Origin of the sequence: Bradyrhizobium amphicarpaeae (assembly GCF_002266435.3) — a bacterium.
Lineage (GTDB): Bacteria > Pseudomonadota > Alphaproteobacteria > Rhizobiales > Xanthobacteraceae > Bradyrhizobium > Bradyrhizobium amphicarpaeae.
In genome coordinates, this window is record NZ_CP029426.2 from 6,072,046 (window position 1) to 6,091,704 (window position 19,659).

The 19,659-nt window shown below is 64.3% G+C and carries 17 protein-coding genes; 7 read left to right on the forward strand and 10 right to left on the reverse strand.

Annotated elements, in window-relative coordinates; translation table 11 throughout:
* The first annotated feature begins 5 nt into the window (after window positions 1-5).
* Window positions 6-884 carry an SUMF1/EgtB/PvdO family nonheme iron enzyme gene (locus CIT40_RS28495; protein ID WP_094893434.1) on the forward strand — a complete coding sequence of 293 codons (879 nt, stop codon included), beginning with the start codon at window positions 6-8 and terminating at the stop codon, window positions 882-884.
* Between the two features lie 147 nt (window positions 885-1,031).
* Here CIT40_RS28495 and CIT40_RS28500 read toward each other — a convergent pair whose 3' ends face one another.
* Genes CIT40_RS28500 through CIT40_RS28510 form a run of 3 tightly spaced genes read right to left on the reverse strand, consistent with a single transcriptional unit; the run spans window position 1,032 to window position 3,077 of the window.
* Window positions 1,032-1,667 (reverse strand): GNAT family N-acetyltransferase, encoded by a 636-nt coding sequence (locus tag CIT40_RS28500; protein WP_094893433.1) that lies wholly within the window; start codon window positions 1,665-1,667, stop codon window positions 1,032-1,034.
* Between the two features lie 22 nt (window positions 1,668-1,689).
* Window positions 1,690-2,340 carry a CoA transferase subunit B gene (locus CIT40_RS28505; RefSeq protein ID WP_094893432.1) on the reverse strand — a complete coding sequence of 217 codons (651 nt, stop codon included), beginning with the start codon at window positions 2,338-2,340 and terminating at the stop codon, window positions 1,690-1,692.
* The gene (locus tag CIT40_RS28510; RefSeq protein WP_094893431.1) at window positions 2,340-3,077 is read right to left on the reverse strand and encodes a CoA transferase subunit A; all 738 of its coding nucleotides are present in this window, start codon (window positions 3,075-3,077) and stop codon (window positions 2,340-2,342) included. The genes CIT40_RS28505 and CIT40_RS28510 overlap by 1 nt, the downstream gene beginning before the upstream one ends.
* Before the next feature lie 287 nt (window positions 3,078-3,364).
* Between CIT40_RS28510 and CIT40_RS28515 the strand changes: the two genes are divergently transcribed.
* From CIT40_RS28515 to CIT40_RS28535, 5 genes are all read left to right on the forward strand, one after another.
* Window positions 3,365-5,293, forward strand: coding sequence for an AsmA family protein (locus tag CIT40_RS28515; RefSeq protein ID WP_162307721.1), 1,929 nt, complete (start codon window positions 3,365-3,367; stop codon window positions 5,291-5,293).
* 253 nt (window positions 5,294-5,546) lie between these two features.
* The gene (locus CIT40_RS28520) at window positions 5,547-6,932 is read left to right on the forward strand and encodes an ABC transporter substrate-binding protein (protein WP_094893429.1); all 1,386 of its coding nucleotides are present in this window, start codon (window positions 5,547-5,549) and stop codon (window positions 6,930-6,932) included.
* 94 nt (window positions 6,933-7,026) lie between these two features.
* On the forward strand, window positions 7,027-7,899 hold the full coding sequence (locus tag CIT40_RS28525; RefSeq protein WP_094893428.1) for a carbohydrate ABC transporter permease: 873 nt from the start codon (window positions 7,027-7,029) through the stop codon (window positions 7,897-7,899).
* The gene (locus CIT40_RS28530; protein ID WP_094893427.1) at window positions 7,896-8,747 is read left to right on the forward strand and encodes a carbohydrate ABC transporter permease; all 852 of its coding nucleotides are present in this window, start codon (window positions 7,896-7,898) and stop codon (window positions 8,745-8,747) included. Before CIT40_RS28525 ends, CIT40_RS28530 begins: the two co-directional genes overlap by 4 nt.
* A gap of 113 nt (window positions 8,748-8,860) precedes the next feature.
* Window positions 8,861-9,853 carry a hypothetical protein gene (locus CIT40_RS28535; RefSeq protein WP_094893426.1) on the forward strand — a complete coding sequence of 331 codons (993 nt, stop codon included), beginning with the start codon at window positions 8,861-8,863 and terminating at the stop codon, window positions 9,851-9,853.
* Here CIT40_RS28535 and CIT40_RS28540 read toward each other — a convergent pair whose 3' ends face one another.
* The 6 genes from CIT40_RS28540 to CIT40_RS28565 form a co-directional block, all read right to left on the reverse strand.
* Window positions 9,854-10,351 (reverse strand): DUF6622 family protein, encoded by a 498-nt coding sequence (locus CIT40_RS28540; protein ID WP_094893559.1) that lies wholly within the window; start codon window positions 10,349-10,351, stop codon window positions 9,854-9,856.
* A 15-nt stretch (window positions 10,352-10,366) separates the two neighbouring features.
* Window positions 10,367-11,179 (reverse strand): ABC transporter permease, encoded by an 813-nt coding sequence (locus tag CIT40_RS28545; RefSeq protein ID WP_094893425.1) that lies wholly within the window; start codon window positions 11,177-11,179, stop codon window positions 10,367-10,369.
* Window positions 11,180-11,184: 5 nt separating this feature from the next.
* Window positions 11,185-12,099, reverse strand: coding sequence for an ABC transporter permease (locus CIT40_RS28550; protein ID WP_094893424.1), 915 nt, complete (start codon window positions 12,097-12,099; stop codon window positions 11,185-11,187).
* A complete protein-coding gene (locus CIT40_RS28555) occupies window positions 12,096-13,256 on the reverse strand; it encodes an ABC transporter ATP-binding protein (RefSeq protein ID WP_094893423.1) in 1,161 nt (386 codons plus the stop codon). The genes CIT40_RS28550 and CIT40_RS28555 overlap by 4 nt, the downstream gene beginning before the upstream one ends.
* Before the next feature lie 167 nt (window positions 13,257-13,423).
* The gene (locus tag CIT40_RS28560) at window positions 13,424-14,875 is read right to left on the reverse strand and encodes a glycerol-3-phosphate dehydrogenase (RefSeq protein ID WP_094893557.1); all 1,452 of its coding nucleotides are present in this window, start codon (window positions 14,873-14,875) and stop codon (window positions 13,424-13,426) included.
* A 137-nt stretch (window positions 14,876-15,012) separates the two neighbouring features.
* Complete coding sequence (locus CIT40_RS28565; RefSeq protein WP_094893422.1) at window positions 15,013-17,697, reverse strand: sensor domain-containing protein; 2,685 nt, start codon at window positions 17,695-17,697, stop codon at window positions 15,013-15,015.
* A 203-nt stretch (window positions 17,698-17,900) separates the two neighbouring features.
* Here CIT40_RS28565 and CIT40_RS28570 point away from each other — a divergent pair, with 203 nt between their 5' ends.
* Window positions 17,901-19,004: an NAD(P)/FAD-dependent oxidoreductase gene (locus CIT40_RS28570; protein WP_094893421.1), complete on the forward strand. Its 1,104-nt coding sequence runs from the start codon at window positions 17,901-17,903 to the stop codon at window positions 19,002-19,004.
* Window positions 19,005-19,173: 169 nt separating this feature from the next.
* Here the strand turns inward: CIT40_RS28570 and CIT40_RS28575 are convergent, their stop codons facing one another.
* Window positions 19,174-19,353, reverse strand: coding sequence for a YdcH family protein (locus CIT40_RS28575; protein ID WP_094893420.1), 180 nt, complete (start codon window positions 19,351-19,353; stop codon window positions 19,174-19,176).
* Between the last annotated feature and the right edge of the window lie 306 nt (window positions 19,354-19,659).

The window sequence follows — 19,659 nt, forward strand, 5'->3', positions numbered from 1 at the left end:
CGACCATGCTGATCGCATTCAAACTGAAACTGGCACTGGCCTGCGCCGCGGGGCTGGCAGCACCGATCACCGTTGCGCCGCTGGTCGCCGACATGGCGATTCAAGGCACGGCGGCGGAGCCCGCCATCGTCAGAGTGGCGCCGGGCAGTCTGTCATATCGCGAGGCCGGCGATTTCACCCGCGCCGGTCGGCAGGCCGAAGCACCACTGCGGGCGATGCAATTCAGCAAGCCGCTGCACATCATGCGCGAGCAGGTCTCCTCTGCCGATTACCAGCGCTGCGTTCAGGACGGCGCGTGCCGTGCGCTCGATCGGGACGTTGCAATTGCGCCCGATCGCCCCGTCGTCCAGGTCAACTGGCACGACGCCGAAGCCTATGCGAGCTGGCTGTCACGCAAGACCGGCCACACCTACCGCTTGCCGAGCGACGCGGAATGGGCATTTGCGGCTGGTTCCAGATTCAGGGATGACGGCGCCCCGGTTGACGCGGACGATCCCTCGAAGCGCTGGCTTAGTCGTTATGAGCGCGAATCCGAACGCGACCTCTCCGACACCATGGCCTATCCGTTCGGCAAGTTCGGCCCGAACGAGCACGGCGTTTCCGACCTCGCCGGCAATGTCTGGGAGTGGACATCGACCTGCTTCGTGCGCTCGCGCGTCGATGCCGCCGGCAATGCGGGCCGGCCCACCGTGAATTGCGGCGTGCGCGTCGCCGAGGGCGCGCATCGCGCCTATGTCACCGACTTCATCCGGGACGCCCGCGCCGGTGGTTGCGCCCAGGGCGTGCCGCCCGCCAATCTCGGCTTCCGCCTGGTGCGCGAGGAGACCTCATGGGTCACCAGCGTGTCGGGACGTTGGGGCAAGGTGTGGTCGGCGAGGTCGTAGGTCCGCTCCTCCGTCATTGCGAGCGCAGCGAAGCAACCCAGAATCTTTCCATCTTGGCAGTCTGGATTGCTTCGTCGCAAGAGCTCCTCGCAATGACGAGATTGAGGCGGCATCCTGCTCCCAACAGTCACCGGGCGCGCGGCATGATCAAATCGTCCGCGCGAACATGCGAAAGCCGGGCGCGCCGATGATCGCCTCGAAGGCGGAATCGCGCTTTTCCCCGGCAAAGGCAAAGCCCGCCTTGACGTAGGCCCGCTCGGCAGCCTCGTTGCCGATCAGGAACGAAATCGTCGCCCGCCCAAATCCGGCCGCGCGGCCCTTATCGAGCGCGTGCGCGATCAATGCCTGCACCAGACCACGGCCGCGATGGGTGGGATCGGTCGCGACGTGCTCGATCATCCAATCGCTCTCGCCGCCCTGAACCCAGCAGGCCCGTGTATAGGCGCCCCGTTGGCGGATGGCGTCCAGCTCCGTCGTAGAGAGCCCGGTTGCAGCCCCGACTTCCGCGATCGCGCTCCAGGCTGCAGGTCCCGTACCGGCTGCGGGCAGCGCGCACAGCGCCGCCGCCCGCTCGCCGTCGACCTCGGCGATCAGGAATTGCGAGACGTGCCACATCGACACTGCCTCTGCCACCGCGATGCGTGCGATGAAGTCGCGGCACTGCGCTTCAGGCCAGCCGAGCGCGACGTCGAACCAGCCACGCGGCCGATAGCCGCGCTGCGATGACAGGATGGTTTGTGCAATGAAATCGGCTTCCTCAGGACGCGCAGACCGGATCGTCATGCGCGCCCCATCTTCGAAGATCTCAGGTGTTCTTCAGCGCGACGCGAAACTCGGCTTCGGTCTTGGCCTTGACCTCGTCGAGCGAGACGCCGTCGGCAAGCTCGATCAGGGCCATGCCGCCGTCGCCGTGCTTGTCGATGGTGAAGACGGCGAGATCGGTCACGACCATGTCGACCACGCGTTCGCCGGTCAGCGGCAGGTTGCACCGCTTCAGCAGCTTGGAGCCGTCCTTGGCCGAATGCTCCATCACCACGACGACGCGCTTGACGCCGGCGACGAGATCCATCGCGCCACCCATGCCCTTGACCATCTTGCCGGGGATCATCCAGTTGGCGAGGTCGCCGTTCTGGGCCACCTGCATTGCGCCGAGGATGGACAGGTCCATGTGGCCGCCGCGGATCATGCCGAACGAATCCGCGCTGGAGAAATACGAGGTCGAGGGCAGCTCGCTCACGGTCTGCTTGCCGGCATTGATCAGATCGGCGTCTTCCTCGCCCTCATAGGGGAACGGTCCCATGCCGAGCATGCCGTTCTCGCTTTGCAGGCTGACATCCACGCCGTCGGGGATGTAGTTCGAGACCAGCGTCGGGATGCCGATGCCGAGATTGACGTAATAGCCGTCGCGCAGTTCCTTTGCGGCACGCGCGGCCATCTGTTCACGGGTCCAGGCCATTAGATCTCTACTCCAGTTCCGGCCGCAGCCGCGCTGGTCTGGCGCGGGCGGGTGTTGCGGAATTCGATGCGCTTCTTGGCCTTGCCGACCTCGACGATGCGCTTCACGAAAATGCCGGGCGTGTGGATATGATCAGGGTTGAGTTCGCCGGCCGGAACCAGATGCTCGACCTCGGCCACCGTGACCCTGGCGGCGGTCGCCATCATCGGGTTGAAGTTGCGCGCGGTCTTTCGATAGATGAGATTGCCGGCGGTGTCGCCCTTCCAGGCATGCACGATGGCGAGGTCGGCGAACAGGCCGCGCTCCATCAGATATTTCTCGCCGTCGAACTCCTTCACTTCCTTGCCTTCGGCGATCAGCGTGCCGACGCCGGTCTTGGTGTAGAAGGCCGGAATGCCGGCGCCGCCGGCGCGGATGCGCTCGGCCAGCGTGCCCTGCGGATTGAATTCGAGTTCCAGCTCGCCAGCGAGGAATTGCTGGGCGAACAGCTTGTTCTCCCCGACATAGGACGAGATCATCTTCTTGATCTGCCGGGTTTCCAGCAGGCGGCTGAGCCCGATGCCGTCGACGCCGGCATTGTTGGAGACGACCGTCAGACCCTTGACGCCGGACTCACGGATCGCATCCGAGAGCTCCTCGGCGATGCCGCAGAGGCCAAAGCCTCCCGACATGATCATCATGTTGTCCTTGAGAACGCCAGCAAGTGCCGACTTGGCGTCGGGATAGACCTTGTTCATGCAAATAACCTTCGACTGAACCTTCGGCTTGGAGGCGTCGCGCCCTATTGGCGGCGATTATTAGGCGAAATCCTCCAAAGCCGTCAATGATACGGGGTTCTCCGCACCGCGCCCGGGTGATAGAAGCTGCCCACACCGTGGGCAGACCCGTCCGCGGCCTTGAAAGCGACAAGAAAACCCATCAAGTTGCGGCACTTAACATAACAGGGCTTGGGCGTGGGCACGCAGGTTTCCCGACCCGCCTTCTTTGCTCCAACGACCAACCCGATCAGGACATGCCATTGACCATGGCCCAAGGAATGAAGCGCCTCGGGACGCCGATCGCGGCGCTGCTCGGTGTTGCGCTGATCGCCCTGATCGCGACCCCATGGCTCATCAACCGCGACGCGCTGCGCAAGGCGGTCGAAGCGCAGATCCGCGACGTCACCGGGCTCGAGCTTAGTGTCGGCGGCGCGATCGACATCTCGGTACTCCCGGCCAGCTACATCTCCTTCCGAGACGTCGGCCTCAAGGGCGGCGGCACCAGCGATCCCGCGCTCCAGGTCGACGTGCTCACCGCCAATCTGCGGCTGCTGCCGTTGTTGCTGCAGCGGTTCGAGATCGCCGACCTGACGCTGCTGCGGCCGCGCATCCATGTCAGCCTGAAGCCGGACGGCCAGAGCAACTGGACGCCGTTCATCCAGACCATCGCACGCACCATGAAGCCCGGGGCCGAGAACCAGGTCTCGTTCTCCGAAATCCGGATCCAGGACGGCGTGCTCGACTACGAGGACGCCGCCACGCACGGCACCGAGAAGTTCGAGGACATCGACCTTTCGCTGGCCTGGCCCTCGATCTCGCGCTCCTTTGCCGCGACCGGACAGTTCGACTGGCGCGGCGAGCGTGTCGACGGCTCGATCAGCTTTTCCGATTTCGTCGCCGCCCTCTCCGGGGATCGCTCGGGGTTGAAGGCGCGTATCGCCAGCGCGCCGCTCAAGCTCGCGTTCGACGGCAGCGTCGCCAACCGCACCAGCCCGATGATGGAAGGCATGCTGACGGTCGACAGCCCCTCCTTGCGCAACGCGCTGCGCTGGACCGGGCAGCCGCAGCCCGCCAGCGGCGGTTTCGGCCGCTTTGTGCTGAAGGCGCGCGCCAACGTCGTCGGCGCCTCGATCGCGCTCACCAACGTCAATGTCGAACTCGACGGCAACGCCGCCGAGGGCGTCATGACCTACGCCAATAACGGCCGGCAGACGCTGCAGGCGACGCTGGCCGCCGACGCACTCGATTTCACGCCTTATATCTCGACCTTCCGCCTGCTCGCGAGCGGCGCGCGGGATTGGAACAGGCAGCTGTTCGATCTCAACGGATTGTCGACGACCGATCTCGACATGCGCCTGTCGGCGGCCAAGCTGACGGTCGGACCGACCAAGCTCGGCCGCACCGCGATCGGCGCCAATCTGCGCAACGGCACGCTGGCGCTTTCGGTCGGCGAAGCGCAGGTCTATGGCGGCATCGCCAAGGGCTCGTTCGGCATCGCGCGCTCCGACACCGTCGCCGACATCAAGGCGCAATTCCAGTTCACCGACGTCGATCTCCAGGCCTGCGCCACCGAACTGTTCGGCCTCAACAAGCTGTCCGGCCGCGGCAACATCAACGTGTCGCTCTTCGCTTCGGGCTCGAGCCCGTTCGGCCTCGTGCAGTCGCTCGACGGAAGCGCCACCGTGACCGGACATGACGGTGCGATCGCGGGCTTCAACGCAGAGCAGCTGCTGAAGCGGCTGGAGCGGCGGCCGCTGTCCGGCGGCGGCAATTTCCGCAACGGCTCGACCCCTTACAACAATCTCACCATCGCCGTGAAATTCTCCGACGGCGTCGCAACCGCCGAGGACATCCGCGTCGAAGGGCCGGCAGCGAAGATCACGCTCACCGGCACCGCCTCGGTGCCGACGCGCGAATACGACATGAAGGGCGTGGCGAGCCTCAACAGCTCGTCGGGCTTCGAACTGCCATTCGTGGTGCAGGGCCCGTGGGACGATCCCCTGATCTTCCCCGATCCGGAAAGCCTGATCCGCCGCTCGCCGGCCTCCGCGCCGCTGCTCGACATGCTCAAGGACCGCAAGGGGGGCGACGCCGTGCGCTCCGCGATCGAGCGCATCACCGGCACCGGAAAGCGTCCTCCACCGGCGGAAGCGCCGACGGCGGAAAATTCCAAAGAGAACGCCAAGTCCAACTAAGCCAAGTCCAACTGACAAGTCCAACTGACCGGTCCAACTCGGCAAAGTGTCACTCAGGTGAAGTTCGGCTGAGGACGGCGACTCCCCGGCGCGACCATCGGGAAATGATCCGCCCGAATTGATGCGACGATTGGATCGATGCACGCGTTAAGCATCTACGCCAGGTCCGACAAGATGCGTTGATTGCGCTACCATCCTGCGCTAGTGTTTTACATGACCGGTTAAAAACACCGGCCGTTTGAGGGAGAAAAACGTGAAATCCAAGGTTATTGGCGCAGTATCATTGGCGGTCGCTGCGGCCGGGCTGTTTGCAGCCGCTGCACCCGCATTTGCGCAGCAGAAGACGATCACGGTCTGGTGGGGCAAGGGCTTCTATCGCTCCGAAGACGACGCACTGCTCGAGACGATCAAGAAGTTCGAAGCCAAGACCGGCATCAAGGTCGAATTGTCGCAATACGCGATCCAGGACATGATTCCGAAGACGGTCGCCGCGCTCGATGCCGGCACCGTGCCCGATGTCGCCTATTCCGACTCCTATGACGTGCAGGCGCAGGGCAAATGGGCCTATGAGGGCAAGCTCGAGGATCTCTCCGACGTGATGGAGCCGATCAAGGGCCGGTTCGTGCAGAACACGCTGGATGCGTCGATCCTCTATAACGACGTCACCAAGAAGAAGGCCTATTACGGCTTCCCGCTGAAGCAGCAGAGCATGCACGTCCAGATCTGGAACGACATGCTGGAGAAAGCCGGCTTCAAGCAGGCCGATATCCCGAACGACTGGGCGGGCTACTGGACGTTCTGGTGCGACAAGGTGCAGCCCGGCATCCGCAAGGCGACCGGACAGCGCGTTTACGCCGTCGGCCAGCCGATGGGCGTGGAATCCACCGACGCCTTCCAGTCGTTCTACACCTTCATGGACGCCTATCACGTCAAGCTGGTCGACGACGACGGCAAGCTCACGGTCGACGACCCCAAGGTTCGCGAGAACCTGATCCACGCCCTGAAGGACTATACCGACACCTACATCAAGGGCTGCACGCCGCCCTCCTCCACGACCTGGAAGGACCCGGACAACAACGTCGCCTTCCACAACAAGACGATCGTGATGACCCATAACTTCACGATCTCGATCGCGGCGAAGTGGTACGAAGACTCGCAGAACCAGGCCCTCACGCCCGAACAGCGCGAGGCCGGCAAGAAAGCCTATGAGCAGGACATCATCACGGCGTCCTTCCCGAAGGCGCCGGATGGTTCGACCATCCGCTACCGCTCCGACGTCAAGACCGGGCTGGTCTTCACCGCGGCCAAGAACAAGGCCGAGGCCAAGCAGTTCATCAGCTTCCTGCTTCAGGAAGAGAACGTCCGTCCCTATATCGAGGGCGCGCTCGGCCGCTGGTTCCCGGTGACGAAGGAAAGCCAGGAAAGCCCGTTCTGGCAGGCTGACAAGCACCGCAAGGCCGTCTACGCGCAGTTCAAGGGCGGCACCGCGGCGTTCGACTTCACCAAGAACTGGAAGTTCACGATCCTCAACAACGAGAACGTGTGGGCAAAGGCGATGAACCGCGTCGTCAGCGAGAAGGTTCCGGTCGACAAGGCCGTCGACGAACTGATCGCCCGCATCAAGCAGGTCGCGGGTTAATTCACCCAGCCCTCTCCCCGCCTTGCGGGGAGAGGTGTTAGAACAACACCGGCCGCGTTTCGCGGCCGGCTTCTCTTTGAAGAGTCCGAAAAGAATGGCGATCACGCTCTCTGGCGATCAGGCACTTCCCGGCCCGCCCCTGTCGTCGCGACTGACCCCGGCACAGGTCTGGGGCATCGTGCTTATTGCGCCCTATCTGCTCGTTTTCCTGGCCTTTGTCGTTTATCCCGTCTGCTACGGGCTCTGGCTGGCGCGCGCCCCGTCGAATTATGTCGCACTCTACAACGACCCGATCTTCGCACGCGCCGCGGTCAACACGCTGATTTTCCTGGTCATCGGCATCAACATCAAGATGCTGATCGCGCTGTTCCTGTCCGGCTTCTTCGCCGTGCAGCGCCCCTGGATCAGATGGCTCTCGGTGATCTTCATCTTGCCCTGGGCGGTGCCCTCGATCCCGACCATCCTGTCGGTGCGGTTCATGCTCAACCCAGAATGGGGCATGGTGAACCACCTCATCTTCTCCTTCACGGGCGATGACGGCCCGAACTGGCTGAACGACCCGACCGTGGCGCTGACCATGGCGATCGCCGTGCACATCTGGAAATCGCTGCCGTTCTGGACGCTGATCCTGATGACCGGCCGGCTTGCGATCGCGCAGGATCTGTTCGAAGCCGCCGAAGTCGACGGCGCGAGTTGGTGGCAGAAATTCCGCTTTATCACCTGGCCCTCGATGCAGACGCTTTACATCACCTGCACGCTGCTCTCGATGATCTGGACGCTCGGCGACTTCAACAGCGTCTATCTGCTCACCGGCGGCGGCCCGGCCGACCTCACCCACGTGCTGTCGACCCTCGGCATCCGCTACCTCCGGCTCGACCAGCTCTCGCTGGCGATGGCCTCCATCGTCTGTGCGATACCATTCGTCCTGCCGCTGATGTACTTCATGATGAAACGGTTGTCGCGATGAAGCTTCCCTCTCTCCGTGACGTCGCGACTGAAGCGCGCCTGCTGCTGATCGGCATTCCCGTCTTCATCTGGACGATGATCCCGATCTACCACATGTTCCTGTTCGCGATCTCGCCGAAGGAGGACGCGTTCTCCGGCAAGCTGTGGCCGGACCATCCGACGCTGCACAACTTCGAAATCGTGTTCAAGCAGCAGCACTACTTCCTGCGCGACTTCTACGTGCAGTTCTGGAACTCGCTGGTGATCGCGGCGTCCGTCGGCGTGCTGACGCTGTTCATCGCCACCGCCGCGGCGTTTTCGATCTCCCGGCTGAAGGTGCCCGGCGGGCGGGTCGTGATGAATCTCGCGCTGTTCACCTACTTCATCCCGGCCGCGTTCCTTGCCGTGCCGATGTATCGCACCATGGGCAATTACGGCCTGCTCAACAATCACTGGGCGCTGATCCTGGCGATGGTGACCATCGCCAGCCCTTACGCGATCTGGGTGCTCAAGCAGGCCTCCGACAAGCTGCCGGTCGAATTGGACGAAGCCGCCGTGATGGACGGTGCGACCACGCTCCAGATCTTCCGCCTGGTCTATTTGCCGCTGATGATGCCTTCGCTGGTCGCGATCGGCACTTATGCGGTGCTGCTGGCCTGGAACGAATATCTCTATGCGTTCCTGCTGCTCTCGAACGACCGCGAGATCACGCTGCCCGTCGCGCTCGGCAACTTCCTCGCCGCCGACGACTCGCCGTGGGAGCTGCTGATGACGACCGGCTTCATCTACGCACTGCCGCCGGCCGCGATCTACTACGCCTTCCGCCGCTACATGGTAGGCGGGCTCACGGCGGGCGCAGTGAAGTCCTGACGCAACAGGACGTATCACGGCGCTACAAGCAAGGCGTTTGAGCCCCGGCACAGGCAATTGAAGATTGTCTGCGCCTGCTCTAACCTCCGGGTCCCAAGGCGGGGTCCGGCATCATGCGCAGCAACGACGCGATCCATCTCGGCCTGATGCTGCTGGCGGTCGCGGCGGCCTATCTGATGCCGTTCGAGCTGTTGCTGCTGGCTTATGTCGTGCTCGGCCCGGCGCACTATTTCACCGAGATCTCGTGGCTGCACGACCGCAGCTACTACCTGCCCCATCGCGGGATTGCGGCAGCCCTCGCAATCATCGCCGTGGTCGCGGCCCTCATCGACAACGCCTCCTGGTTCGGCTTTGCGATGTGGGGCGCGTTGATCGTGTGCGCCATGGTTGCGGCCACCACCTCGGCGGTCGAGAGCATGTTGCTGTTCATGACGGCGATCGCTCTGTCCGCGCTCATGTATTCGAGCGGGTCCTCGCTCGCCGTGATCGGCATCCTGATTCCGACCCTGATCCACGTCTCGCTGTTCACGCTGATCTTCATGGTGCTCGGCGCGTACCGATCCGGCAGCCGTGCACAGGCTGCGCTGGTGGCTGTTTATCTCGTGGCGATCGCCACGATCCTGCTGCTGCCGCCGACCGCCGAAATCCGGATCGCGAGCTTCGCCCGGGTTGGACAGGATTATTTCGGCAATGTCGGCCCGGCGCTCGGCCGGCTGTTCGGCGCTCCCGGCCTCGTTCTCGACGTCAGGCTGACGAGCCTGCTCGCCTTCGTCTACACCTATCACTACCTCAACTGGTTCATCAAAGCCGACGTGATCCGCTGGACCGCGGTGCCAAAGGCGCGGCTGGCTGCGATGGCTGCCGCCAGCGCAGCCTCCACCGCGCTCTATTTCTACGACTACGCGTTCGGTTTCACCTTCCTGCTGGCGCTGAGCCTGATCCATATCCTGCTGGAGTTTCCACTTGACGCCCTGGCGCTGCGGCAACTTGGAGCGGTAGTGCAGGGCGCTGTGCGCGCGCGAAGAACCACGCCCGTCGCAGCCATCGCAACGCAGCCGCGTTCCACAGGCTCTGGAGGCTCGAAACGTCCGCCCCGGCCACGCTGATCATCCGAGCGCGCGCTTTCGTCGATAGGCAATCACCAGCGCGATCGACGAGCCAATGAAGTAGCCAGCGGTCGCGCCGGACACCGCGCGGCCGAACATCATCGCAAATGCACGGTCGGCCGCGTCTGTCGCCGAGATCACGCCGACCGCATATTGCAGCGAGAAAACGACGAGGTTGCGGATCAGGGCAAAGGCGCTGCCCGGACGAATGATCTCACCTGTCTTGTGATCGACCTCGAAAGGACGCGGCGTCAGCACGCCCAGCGGCAGCAGTGCCAGCGCGGCCGCGATCCACGCGATCAGCGGCCACGCACTTCCCTCGGGCCCAAATCCGATCCGAGACATTCCCCAGACGATGAACACGACCGGCAGGATCAGCGCGCGCCAGATCGGCGTGGTGCGTGGCTGCATCGCTTGAATGCCCTGCCAGACGAGATAGGCGAACAATGCAAAGACCCAGACGGGCGTGTGGATCAGGATCTGGTAGGCCAGCGTCACGGTCACCTCTCCCGCTCACAGCGGCGCCGCGCTCTCGCCCTGCGAGCTCGACAATTTCGAGGCGAGTGAAGCGATCACGATCACCGCCGCGATCAGGGCGATCACCAGCGTGCAGATCGCGTTGATCTCGGGCTTCACCCCGAGCCGCACCTCCGAATAGATCCGGATCGGCAAGGTCGCCGAGCCCGGGCCGGTTGTGAAGCTCGCGATCACGAGATCGTCCAGCGACAGCGTGAAAGCCAGCATCCAGCCGGCGACGATCGCGGGCGCGATCAGCGGCAAGGTCACCGCCACGAAGGCGCGGACCGGATCGCAGCCGAGGTCCATCGCCGCCTCCTCCAGCGAGCGATCGAGCGAGCCGAGGCGGGACTGCACCACCACCGCGACGAAACACATCGTCAGCGTGGTATGGGCGATCGTCACGGTCCAGAAGCCGCGCTCGGCGTTCAGCGCGACGAACAGCAGCAGCAGCGACAATCCGGTGATCACCTCGGGCATCACCAGCGGCGCGTAGAGCATGCCGGAGAACAGCGTGCGGCCGCGGAAGCGTTCGCCGCGCGACAATGCGACCGCGGCGAGCGTGCCGAGCAGCGTGGCGATAGTCGCGGAGGAGACCGCTACGCGAAAGCTCATCCAGGCCGCCTCGATCATGGCGCGGTCGTTGAAGAATTCATGATACCAGCGCAGCGACCAGCCGCCCCACACCGTCACCAGCCGCGAGGCGTTGAAGGAATAGATGACGAGGATGAGGATCGGCAGGTAAAGGAAAGCCAGCCCGAGCGCGAGCGAGGCGACGTTGAAGCGGGACAGGCGGGTGAGCTTGCGCATCGGCGTCAGCGCCCTTGTTCCAGCTGCCGCTTCTGCAGCCGCTCATACAACAGCAGCGGCAGCAGCAGCACCACCAGCAGCACGATGGCGGCGGCAGAGGCGACCGGCCAGTCCTTGTTGGTGAAGAATTCGAGCCACAGCGTCTGGCCGATCATCAGCGAATTGGAGCCGGCCAGAAGGTCCGGGATGACGAATTCGCCGACGATGGGAATGAAGCACAGCAGCACGCCGGCACCGACGCCGGGCAGTGACAGCGGAAACGTGACGAGCCAGAACACCTGCCACGGCGGCGCACCGAGATCGCTGGCCGCCTCCTCCAGCATCGGCTCCATCTTGGCCAGCGTGGCGTAGAGCGGCAGGATCATGAACGGCAGGTAGGAATAGACGATGCCGATATACATCGCGGTGTCGGTGGAGAGCCAGACTACCGGCTGGCTGACCAGGTGTAGCGCCAGCAGGATCTGGTTGAGCAGACCGTCGTGCTGGAGGATGTTGATCCAGGCATAGATGCGAATCAGGAACGAGGTCCAGAACGGCACGATCACCAGCACCATCGCCACCGCCTGCCAACGCTTCGGCAGCCGCGCCATGCCGTAGGCGATGGGATAGCCGATCAGCAGCAACAGCACAGTCGCCGTCACGGCGACCGTGAGGCTCCGGACATAGGCGAACACATAGATGTCGTCGGAGACGAGCAGCCTGAAATTGTCGATTCCCAGCGCGGCAAAGGCGGCCTTCAGCGCCTCCCACCCCGCCGTCAGGTCGAACACAGGTTCGTAGGGCGGCTGCGCGATCGCGGTCTGCGACAGGCTGATCTTCAGCACGAAGGCGAATGGCACCAGGAAGAACAGCACCATCCAGACATAGGGCGCGATCGCGGCAAAGCGCGCCGGCCGCGCGAAGATGCGCCGGGCGCTCATGACGGCAGCACCACGCAATCATCGGGCGTGAACCAGGCGACGATCTGCTGGCCCACGCCATAGGCGTCGACGTCCAGTCGGGCGCTGTTGGCGACGGAGGCCCGTACGATTCCGCCGGTATCGAGCCTCACCTTGTAGGTGGTGGTGCCGCCGAGATAGCAGATGTCCGCGATCACGCCGTCCAGGCTGTTGATCGTGGTTTCACGGCCGGCTTCGCTCACTGGTGCGCGGCGGGACAATTTGATCTTCTCGGGACGGATCGCGATCGAGAATTTTCCCGCACCGACCGGTTCGCGCGGCTCGGCCACCACCAGCGTCCCCGCATCGCGCGTGCCAATGACCAGACGATGACCGTCGCGCAATCTGGTCTCGCCGTCGAACAGGTTGATGTCGCCGACGAACTCCGCGATCCAGCGCGAGCGCGGCGCTTCATAAAGTTCGCGGGGGCTCGCGACCTGAGCAAGCCTGCCGGCATTCATCACGCCGATTCTATCAGCCATCGTCATCGCCTCCTCCTGATCGTGGGTGACGATGATGAAGGTCATGCCGAGCCGGCGCTGCAGCTCCATCAGCTCGCCTTGCGTGCTCTGACGCAGCTTCTTGTCGAGCGCGGCAAGCGGCTCGTCGAGCAGCAGGAGTTGCGGACGGCGCGCCAGTGCGCGGGCGAGCGCGACGCGCTGGCGCTGGCCGCCGGAGAGCTGATCCGGCTTGCGCTTCTCGAGCCCTTCGAGCTTCACCAGCGCAACCATCTCGGCCACACGGGTGGCGATCTCGGCGCGTGCCATGCCCGCGCGTTTCAGGCCGAAAGCGATGTTGTCGCGCACCGAGAGATGCGGGAATAACGCGTAGTTCTGGAACATCATGTTGATCGGGCGCTCGTGCGGCAGCGCCTGCGCGATATCCTTGCCCCCGAGCAGGATGCGTCCTTCGTCCGGAGCCTCGAAGCCGGCGAGCATGCGCAGCAGCGTGGTCTTGCCGCAGCCGCTGGGACCGAGCAGCGCGAAGAACTCGCCGGCCTTGATATCGAGCGAGACACCATCCACGGCACGGAAGGTGCCGAAGGTTTTGGCGACGCCCTCGATGCGCAGCAGCGGCCGGCCCGCCGCGGATGCGTCTCCTTCTGTCACGACGTGCGTCTTGGGCAATTCGTCCGTCATGTTCCTCGCCAACCCCGATTCCGCCGCAAGCTAGCGTTCGATCGGCTTTTGCTCAACCATATCGGGGCAACTTGCATCGCAGATCGTAGCCCGGATGGAGCGGAGCGTAATCCGGGGCAGTCGATCCGCGGTGAAAGTTTCACGGATTGCGCTCCGCTCCATCCGGGCTACGCCATGAAAGACGCCAGCGCGTCGCGGTCCGCCGCAGGCAGGGTCAGGCCGAGCTTGGAGCGGCGCCACAGGATATCGTCCGGAAAGCGCGCCCATTCGCAGGCCATCAAATAGCGCACCTCGGCGCCCGTCAGCTCGGGGCCGAAGCCTGGACCAAGTTCGTCGCGGGTCTTCGCCTCGCCTAGCACTGCGGACAAGCGCGAGCCATAAGCTCCGACCAGACGCTGCGCTTCCGGCTCCGACAGAAAGCGCCAACGGTCGCGCGCGAGGTCGATCTCGGTGTCAAACCGGTCCCAGGCAAAATCGCCGCCGGGGAGCGCGGCGCCGGCAGTCCAGGGCGGCGACATCGGATAGAACGGCGTCAGCTTCGTCACCGCCCACTCCGCGCGCAGGCGCGAGGTCGTGACGTCGCCGCCGAACATCGTCAGCAGCGGTGCCTTGCGCCGGCGCGCATGGAACAGCATCGTGCCGTCGCGTCCGCGCGCGGACGCCAGCGTCAGGTTGACGCCGGAGACCGTCCGGACCACGTCGGTCGGGGCTACGCGCTCCCGGAAGTAGCGGCTGGCGGCGTCGCAGAGATAGCCGACGTCGGCGCCCGGCATCGCGACAATGGCGGGATCGCCGGTGAAGGCGTGCGTGACCGTGCCGATCAGCGTGAAGTCGCGCTCGAACGGCCGGGCAAAGATCAGCCGTCCATCATTGTTCTGAAAGACGTAGACGTTCTCGGAATCGAACAGCCTGGGCACGATGATCTGGCTCATCTGCGTGGCCGCCATGGCGGGCTGCGGCTGCCGCAGCACGGTATCGGCGACCATTGGCGTCCAACCGCCGGTGGCGTTGGCCAGCGCCCGCGCCGTGACCGTGCGGCGATGGCCGCGATCGACCACCGCGAGCCGCCATGTGTCGGTCCTGTCGGCACGGACACAACGTGCACCGGTCCGGATCGCAGCGCCACGTTCGGCCGCATCCAGCGCCGTCAGCACCACCAGGCGAGAGTCATCGACGACGCAGTCCGAATATTCGAACGCCGTGCCGAACGGGCGCTTCAGCGCGTTGCCGACCGGATGGTGCGTGATGTCGAGGGTCGCCGATGATGGCAGGCCGCCCCGGTTCGTGAGACCGTCATAGACATACAGGCCGGCGCGCAGCAGCCACGGCGGACGCTCGTCGGAATGCGCGGGGATCACGAAGCGCAGCGGCCGGACCAGATGCGGCGCGATCCGGAGCCAGGTCCGGCGCTCGGCCAGGGCCCGGCGCACCCGCCGGAACCCGCGCCGCTCCAGCACCGACAGATCGCCGTGGATCAGCCGCGGTGTCGCCGACGATGCAGCGCCGCCGAGATCGCCCTGCTCGAACAGGATCACCCGCAGGCCGCGGCCCGCCGCATCGCGCGCAAGGCTGACACCGTTCAGGCCGCCGCCGATGATCGCGAGGTCGTAATCCGCCATGAAGCCGTCGAATGGGAGCAAAGCACCGCATCATCACTAGAGCCATTTCCGTTGCGATGAAATCGGAACGGGGCTCCAGATTCTCATTCTGACGCTTTTTTCTTGCCGCGAGCCGGTGTCCACTTCGCTCGAACGCTCTAGCCGGTCTTGAGCGCAAGCTCCATGATCTCAGCGCGGCCGACGAGCCCGGCATATTTGCCGATCGGCAGCGGCTTGCCGAGCAGATAGCCCTGCACGCCGTCGCAGCCCTCCTTGGCGAGGAAGACAAGTTGCTCGATGGTCTCGACGCCCTCGGCGACGATCGACATTTCGAGACCGTGGCCGAGGTCGATCACCGCGCGAACGATCGCAGCCGATTGCGGGTTGCGGCCGAGATTGGTGATGAAGGCCCGATCGATCTTGATCTTGTCGAACGGGAACGCCTGGAGGTAGCTCAGCGAGGAATATCCGCTGCCGAAATCATCCATGGAGATGCGCACGCCGAGCGCCTTCAGGCGGCGCAGCAGCGCAAGGCCCCGGTCGAAATCCTCGATCAGCACGCCCTCGGTGATCTCCAATTCGAGCCGACCGGGCGCAAGGCCGGTCTCGATCAGGATCGAATGGACCAGCCCGACCACGTCGCCGTGCATGAACTGCGCCGGCGACAGGTTGACCGCGACCTGGAGCGGCTTCGGCCAGGACGCCGCCTCGCGGCAGGCCTCGCGCAGGATCCACTCGCCCATCTCCACGATCAGACCGCTCTCCTCGGCGATCGGTATGAATTCGGCCGGCGAGACCTGGCCGCGCACCGGATGCTGCCAGCGCGCCAGCGCCTCGAAGCCGATGATCTCGCTTTCGGCGACGCTGTGGCCCGCGGCGCCCTGCGGCTGAAACGCCAGCGAAAGCTCGCCGTTCTTGATCGCCACCGAGAGGTCCTGGTGCAGCACGCGGCGATCGCGGATCTGCTGGTCCATCTCCGGCTGGTAGAGGCTGATGGTGCCGCGCGACTTCTGCTTGGCGCGGAACAGCGCCGCACCGGCATTGGCGAGCAACGAGGCGCCGTCGGTGCCGTTATGCGGGAAGATCGACATGCCGGTGGTCACGCCCGCGCGTACCGGGCGGCCGTCGATATGGAAATCCCGGGAGACGGCTTCGCCGACATGCTGCGCCAGCGCGAGTCCCGCCTCGGGTTGCTTGCCGTCGATGATGAGGCCGAACTCGTCGCCGGACAGGCGCGCGACCAGGCCGCCGCGCGCGACGTCCTGGAGCCGCTGCGCCACCTCGATCAGGAGCTTGTCGCCGAGCGCATGGCCGAAGACGTCGTTGACCTCCTTGAGGCCGTCGAGGTCGATCGAGAGGACCGCGAACTCCTCGCCGGTGCCTTCGCAGGCCTCGATCATCTGGTTCAGCGCCTGCAGGAAGGCGGCGCGGTTCGGCAGGTCGGTGAGGCCGTCGTGATAGGCCATGTGCGCCATGCGCGACTCGGTCTGGCGGCGGTCGGTGACGTCCTCGTGAGTCTTGATCAGATATTGCGGCTCGCCGGCATCGTTGACCACGGTGGCGCGGCGGGTGAGGAACAGGCGCAAGCCCGCCTTGGTCGAAATCGGGTGCTCCTCGGAGATCATCCCGCGCTTCTTGATCGCGGCTTCGTCGCGCGCGATGATCAGCTTGGCTTCCTTGGGATTGAAGATGTCCGACGCGGTCAGGCCGGTTGCTTCCTCGCGTCGGCGGTTGAGGATCGTCTCGGCGCTGCGATTGGCGAGCAGATAGCGGCCGTCCTTCACCTGTTCGACGATCAGCGCCACCGGGATGTTGTCGACCACCAGCTCGAGGAACTTCTTGGTGCTCTCCAGCTCCTTCGACAGCGAGCGGCGTTCGGTGATGTCCTCGAACACGAGCATCAGGAATTCGGGCTTGTTGCTCTCGTCGCGGACCACGATCCGGATCGAGGCGACCATGCGCCGCTCGCCACCACGATCGACCTCGAATTCGTTGCGGAACTGACCGTCCGGTGAATTGAGCGCCGCCCGGTCGGTGGCCTCGATGCTGGCCGCCGAAACGGACTCGAACAGCTCGCGCGCATTCTTGCCGACGACCTGGTCGCGCGAGAACCCCCAGAACCGCTCATAGGCGCTGTTGGCGAAGATGTAGCGGCCGTCCTCGATGTTCTTCGCAGCCACGCAGGCCGGCACGTTGTCCAGCACCGTTTCCAGGAACTGCTTGGTCGAGGCGAGCTGTCGCGACAGTTTGCGCTGCTCGCTGACATCCAGATGGGTCGCCACCGAGCCGCCGTTCGGCAGCACGAAGTATTTCACCAGGATGGCGCGCCCGTCCGGCAGCTCGGTGATCAGACCGTTAGGGCTGGCCGCCTTCTCGTAGAACTCGTCATCGGAGGCGACAAGCACCCCGCGCTTGCGTCGCAGCGCGAGCAGCTCGTAGCCGTTCATGTTGGCCCAAAGGTCCGACCGCTTCAGGCCGTAGATCTCCAGATAGCGGTCGTTGCAGAAGATGATGCGGCGCTGCGCATCCGTCATCACCACGCCCTGGTTGAGATTGTTCATGGCGGAGGAGACGAAGGCGTTGCGCCGGAGCTGCAAGCGCCGGGTCCGGCGCAGCGAGGAATGGATCCACAGCGCGATCGCGGCGAGGAAGGCGCAGACGACGATGCCCGCGATCAGAACTTCCCAGACCACGTTGGGATCAAGCTCGCCGAGATAGCTCGGCGCGGCGAAGCTGTCCGACAGCGCAAAGGCGCGCGCGGGCGCAACCGTGCCGGCGAGGCACACAACGGCCTGCACAGCAATCGGAAGCGTGCTGCCCTCGTGCCAGTTCTTCTCAGCCATCAGCCACCCGCGATTTCAACGTTGGATTGTCTGGCTTCACGGGTTTGGATCGGGTAAACGCCTGTACGCGCAACGGAAAAAATGTGACGTGAAATACGGCAATTGCCCTGACATGATAAATTCTTCCTTAACGGCAAATGGCCCCGCGCCATTCTCTCCAGGCCGGATGCCACCGGCGCTTCCAGCGGACATCCTGCACAGCCATGGATAGGGTCGATTGCGTCGTCATCGGAGCCGGCGTGGTCGGGCTCGCGGTGGCTCGAAAGCTCGCGCAGGCCGGGCGCGAGGTCATCGTGCTGGAGGAAGCCGAGGCGATCGGCACCATCACCTCCTCGCGCAACAGCGAGGTGATCCATGCCGGCATCTACTACCGCGCCGGGAGCTGGATGGCGCGCATGTGCGTCGACGGCAAGCACGCGCTCTACCGCTACTGCGCCGAGCGCGGCATCCCGCACAGGAATTGCGGCAAGCTGATCGTCGCGACCAACCCGAAGGAGACCGAGAAGCTGCAATCGATCAAGGCGCATGCCGAGGCCAATGGCGTGCTCGACATGCAGCTGCTCACGGGCGAGGCGGCACGCGCGCTGGAGCCGGCGCTGGCCTGCGACGCCGCGCTGCTGTCGCCATCGACGGGCATCATCGACAGCCATGCTTACATGCTCTCGCTGCGCGGCGAAGCCGAGGAAGCCGGCACGGCGTTCGCGTTTCACACGCCGCTGGTCCGCGCCAAGGCTGCGAACGGCCTGATCGAGATCGACGCCGGCGGCGAGGCGCCGATGACGCTGCAATGCAGCCTCCTCGTCAACGCCGCGGGACTCTCGGCGACCCATGTGGCGCGCAATATCGACGGCATGCCGCTGGACCGCATTCCGCGCGCCTATCTCGCCAAGGGAAACTACTTCAGCTGCAACGCCAAGGCGCCGTTCTCGCGCCTGATCTATCCGGTGCCCGAGCCCGGCGGGCTCGGAGTGCATCTGACGCTGGACATGGCTGGGCAGGCGCGCTTCGGCCCTGACGTCGAGTGGATCGAGACGATCGATTACGAGGTCGACCCGTCACGCGCCGAGCGGTTCTATCCGGCGATCCGCAAATACTGGCCGACCCTGCCTGACGGCGCGTTGATGCCGAGCTATTCAGGCATCCGGCCGAAGATCGTGCCGCCCGCGGTGGCGACGCAGGATTTCCTGATGCAGGGCCCGCGCGATCACGGCGTCGCTGGCCTGATCAACCTGTTCGGCATCGAATCGCCGGGATTGACGTCGTCGCTCGCGATCGCAGATCACGTCGCCGAGCTCGCAGAAATCTGAAGCGTTTTCGAGCGAGGCGGAGACCGGTTCGCGGCAAGAAGACGCGTTCGGACAAAGCTAAACGCCGCGCAGACTTCTCTGCACGGTTGCACCTTGCGGCAGGGATGAGCGCAAAAGCTCTCACCCCTGCGGATAAGGTTTGATCAACTCTACGCTGTTACGGGGGGTGTTAGTGGAGCGTGTCGCCGTGCCTCAAACGCTCGATCTGGTCCTTGACCATCAACTTCCGGCGCTTCAACTCAACAATTTGCAGGTCGTCTGTTGAAAGGTGCACGAGAGCATCGTGCAATTCGTTTTCGAGAAGTTTGTGCTTCCGCTCCAATTCAACGAGATGTGCCTGAATTGTCATTCGAAACCTCCTCGGTAGGGTTGAACCTCAGGATTCGATCCGGACAAGGAAGTCTACATCACCGATTCGTTCTGTCGATGGGTATCCGTCGTCGCAGCTTCATTTTTGAAAATTCATATGTAACGAAGCGTGAGTAAAGGAACCGCGCGGGAAAAATCCATGATATCAATGCGCTTGCGCAGCGCCGCAGCGATCAGCGGAAATATGTCGCTGGAGATCGGCGAACGATGGTCGCAGATCGCTTGCGATCACGCCGCGCAAGGACGATAATTTCCACAGGGCATCCACAGCCTTTATCCCCACGCC

Bases quoted from the DNA above. Each gene is read 5' to 3' on its own strand.
- CIT40_RS28565 (WP_094893422.1), bottom strand. From the start codon at position 17,697: ATGGCTGAGAAGAACTGGCACGAGGGCAGCACGCTTCCGATTGCTGTG.
- CIT40_RS28510 (WP_094893431.1), bottom strand. From the start codon at position 3,077: ATGAACAAGGTCTATCCCGACGCCAAGTCGGCACTTGCTGGCGTTCTC.
- CIT40_RS28545 (WP_094893425.1), bottom strand. From the start codon at position 11,179: ATGCGCAAGCTCACCCGCCTGTCCCGCTTCAACGTCGCCTCGCTCGCG.
- CIT40_RS28575 (WP_094893420.1), bottom strand. From the start codon at position 19,353: ATGACAATTCAGGCACATCTCGTTGAATTGGAGCGGAAGCACAAACTT.
- CIT40_RS28515 (WP_162307721.1), top strand. From the start codon at position 3,365: ATGGCCCAAGGAATGAAGCGCCTCGGGACGCCGATCGCGGCGCTGCTC.
- CIT40_RS28570 (WP_094893421.1), top strand. From the start codon at position 17,901: ATGGATAGGGTCGATTGCGTCGTCATCGGAGCCGGCGTGGTCGGGCTC.
- CIT40_RS28535 (WP_094893426.1), top strand. From the start codon at position 8,861: ATGCGCAGCAACGACGCGATCCATCTCGGCCTGATGCTGCTGGCGGTC.
- CIT40_RS28560 (WP_094893557.1), bottom strand. From the start codon at position 14,875: ATGGCGGATTACGACCTCGCGATCATCGGCGGCGGCCTGAACGGTGTC.
- CIT40_RS28550 (WP_094893424.1), bottom strand. From the start codon at position 12,099: ATGAGCGCCCGGCGCATCTTCGCGCGGCCGGCGCGCTTTGCCGCGATC.
- CIT40_RS28530 (WP_094893427.1), top strand. From the start codon at position 7,896: ATGAAGCTTCCCTCTCTCCGTGACGTCGCGACTGAAGCGCGCCTGCTG.
- CIT40_RS28555 (WP_094893423.1), bottom strand. From the start codon at position 13,256: ATGACGGACGAATTGCCCAAGACGCACGTCGTGACAGAAGGAGACGCA.
- CIT40_RS28495 (WP_094893434.1), top strand. From the start codon at position 6: ATGCTGATCGCATTCAAACTGAAACTGGCACTGGCCTGCGCCGCGGGG.
- CIT40_RS28500 (WP_094893433.1), bottom strand. From the start codon at position 1,667: ATGACGATCCGGTCTGCGCGTCCTGAGGAAGCCGATTTCATTGCACAA.
- CIT40_RS28505 (WP_094893432.1), bottom strand. From the start codon at position 2,340: ATGGCCTGGACCCGTGAACAGATGGCCGCGCGTGCCGCAAAGGAACTG.
- CIT40_RS28525 (WP_094893428.1), top strand. From the start codon at position 7,027: ATGGCGATCACGCTCTCTGGCGATCAGGCACTTCCCGGCCCGCCCCTG.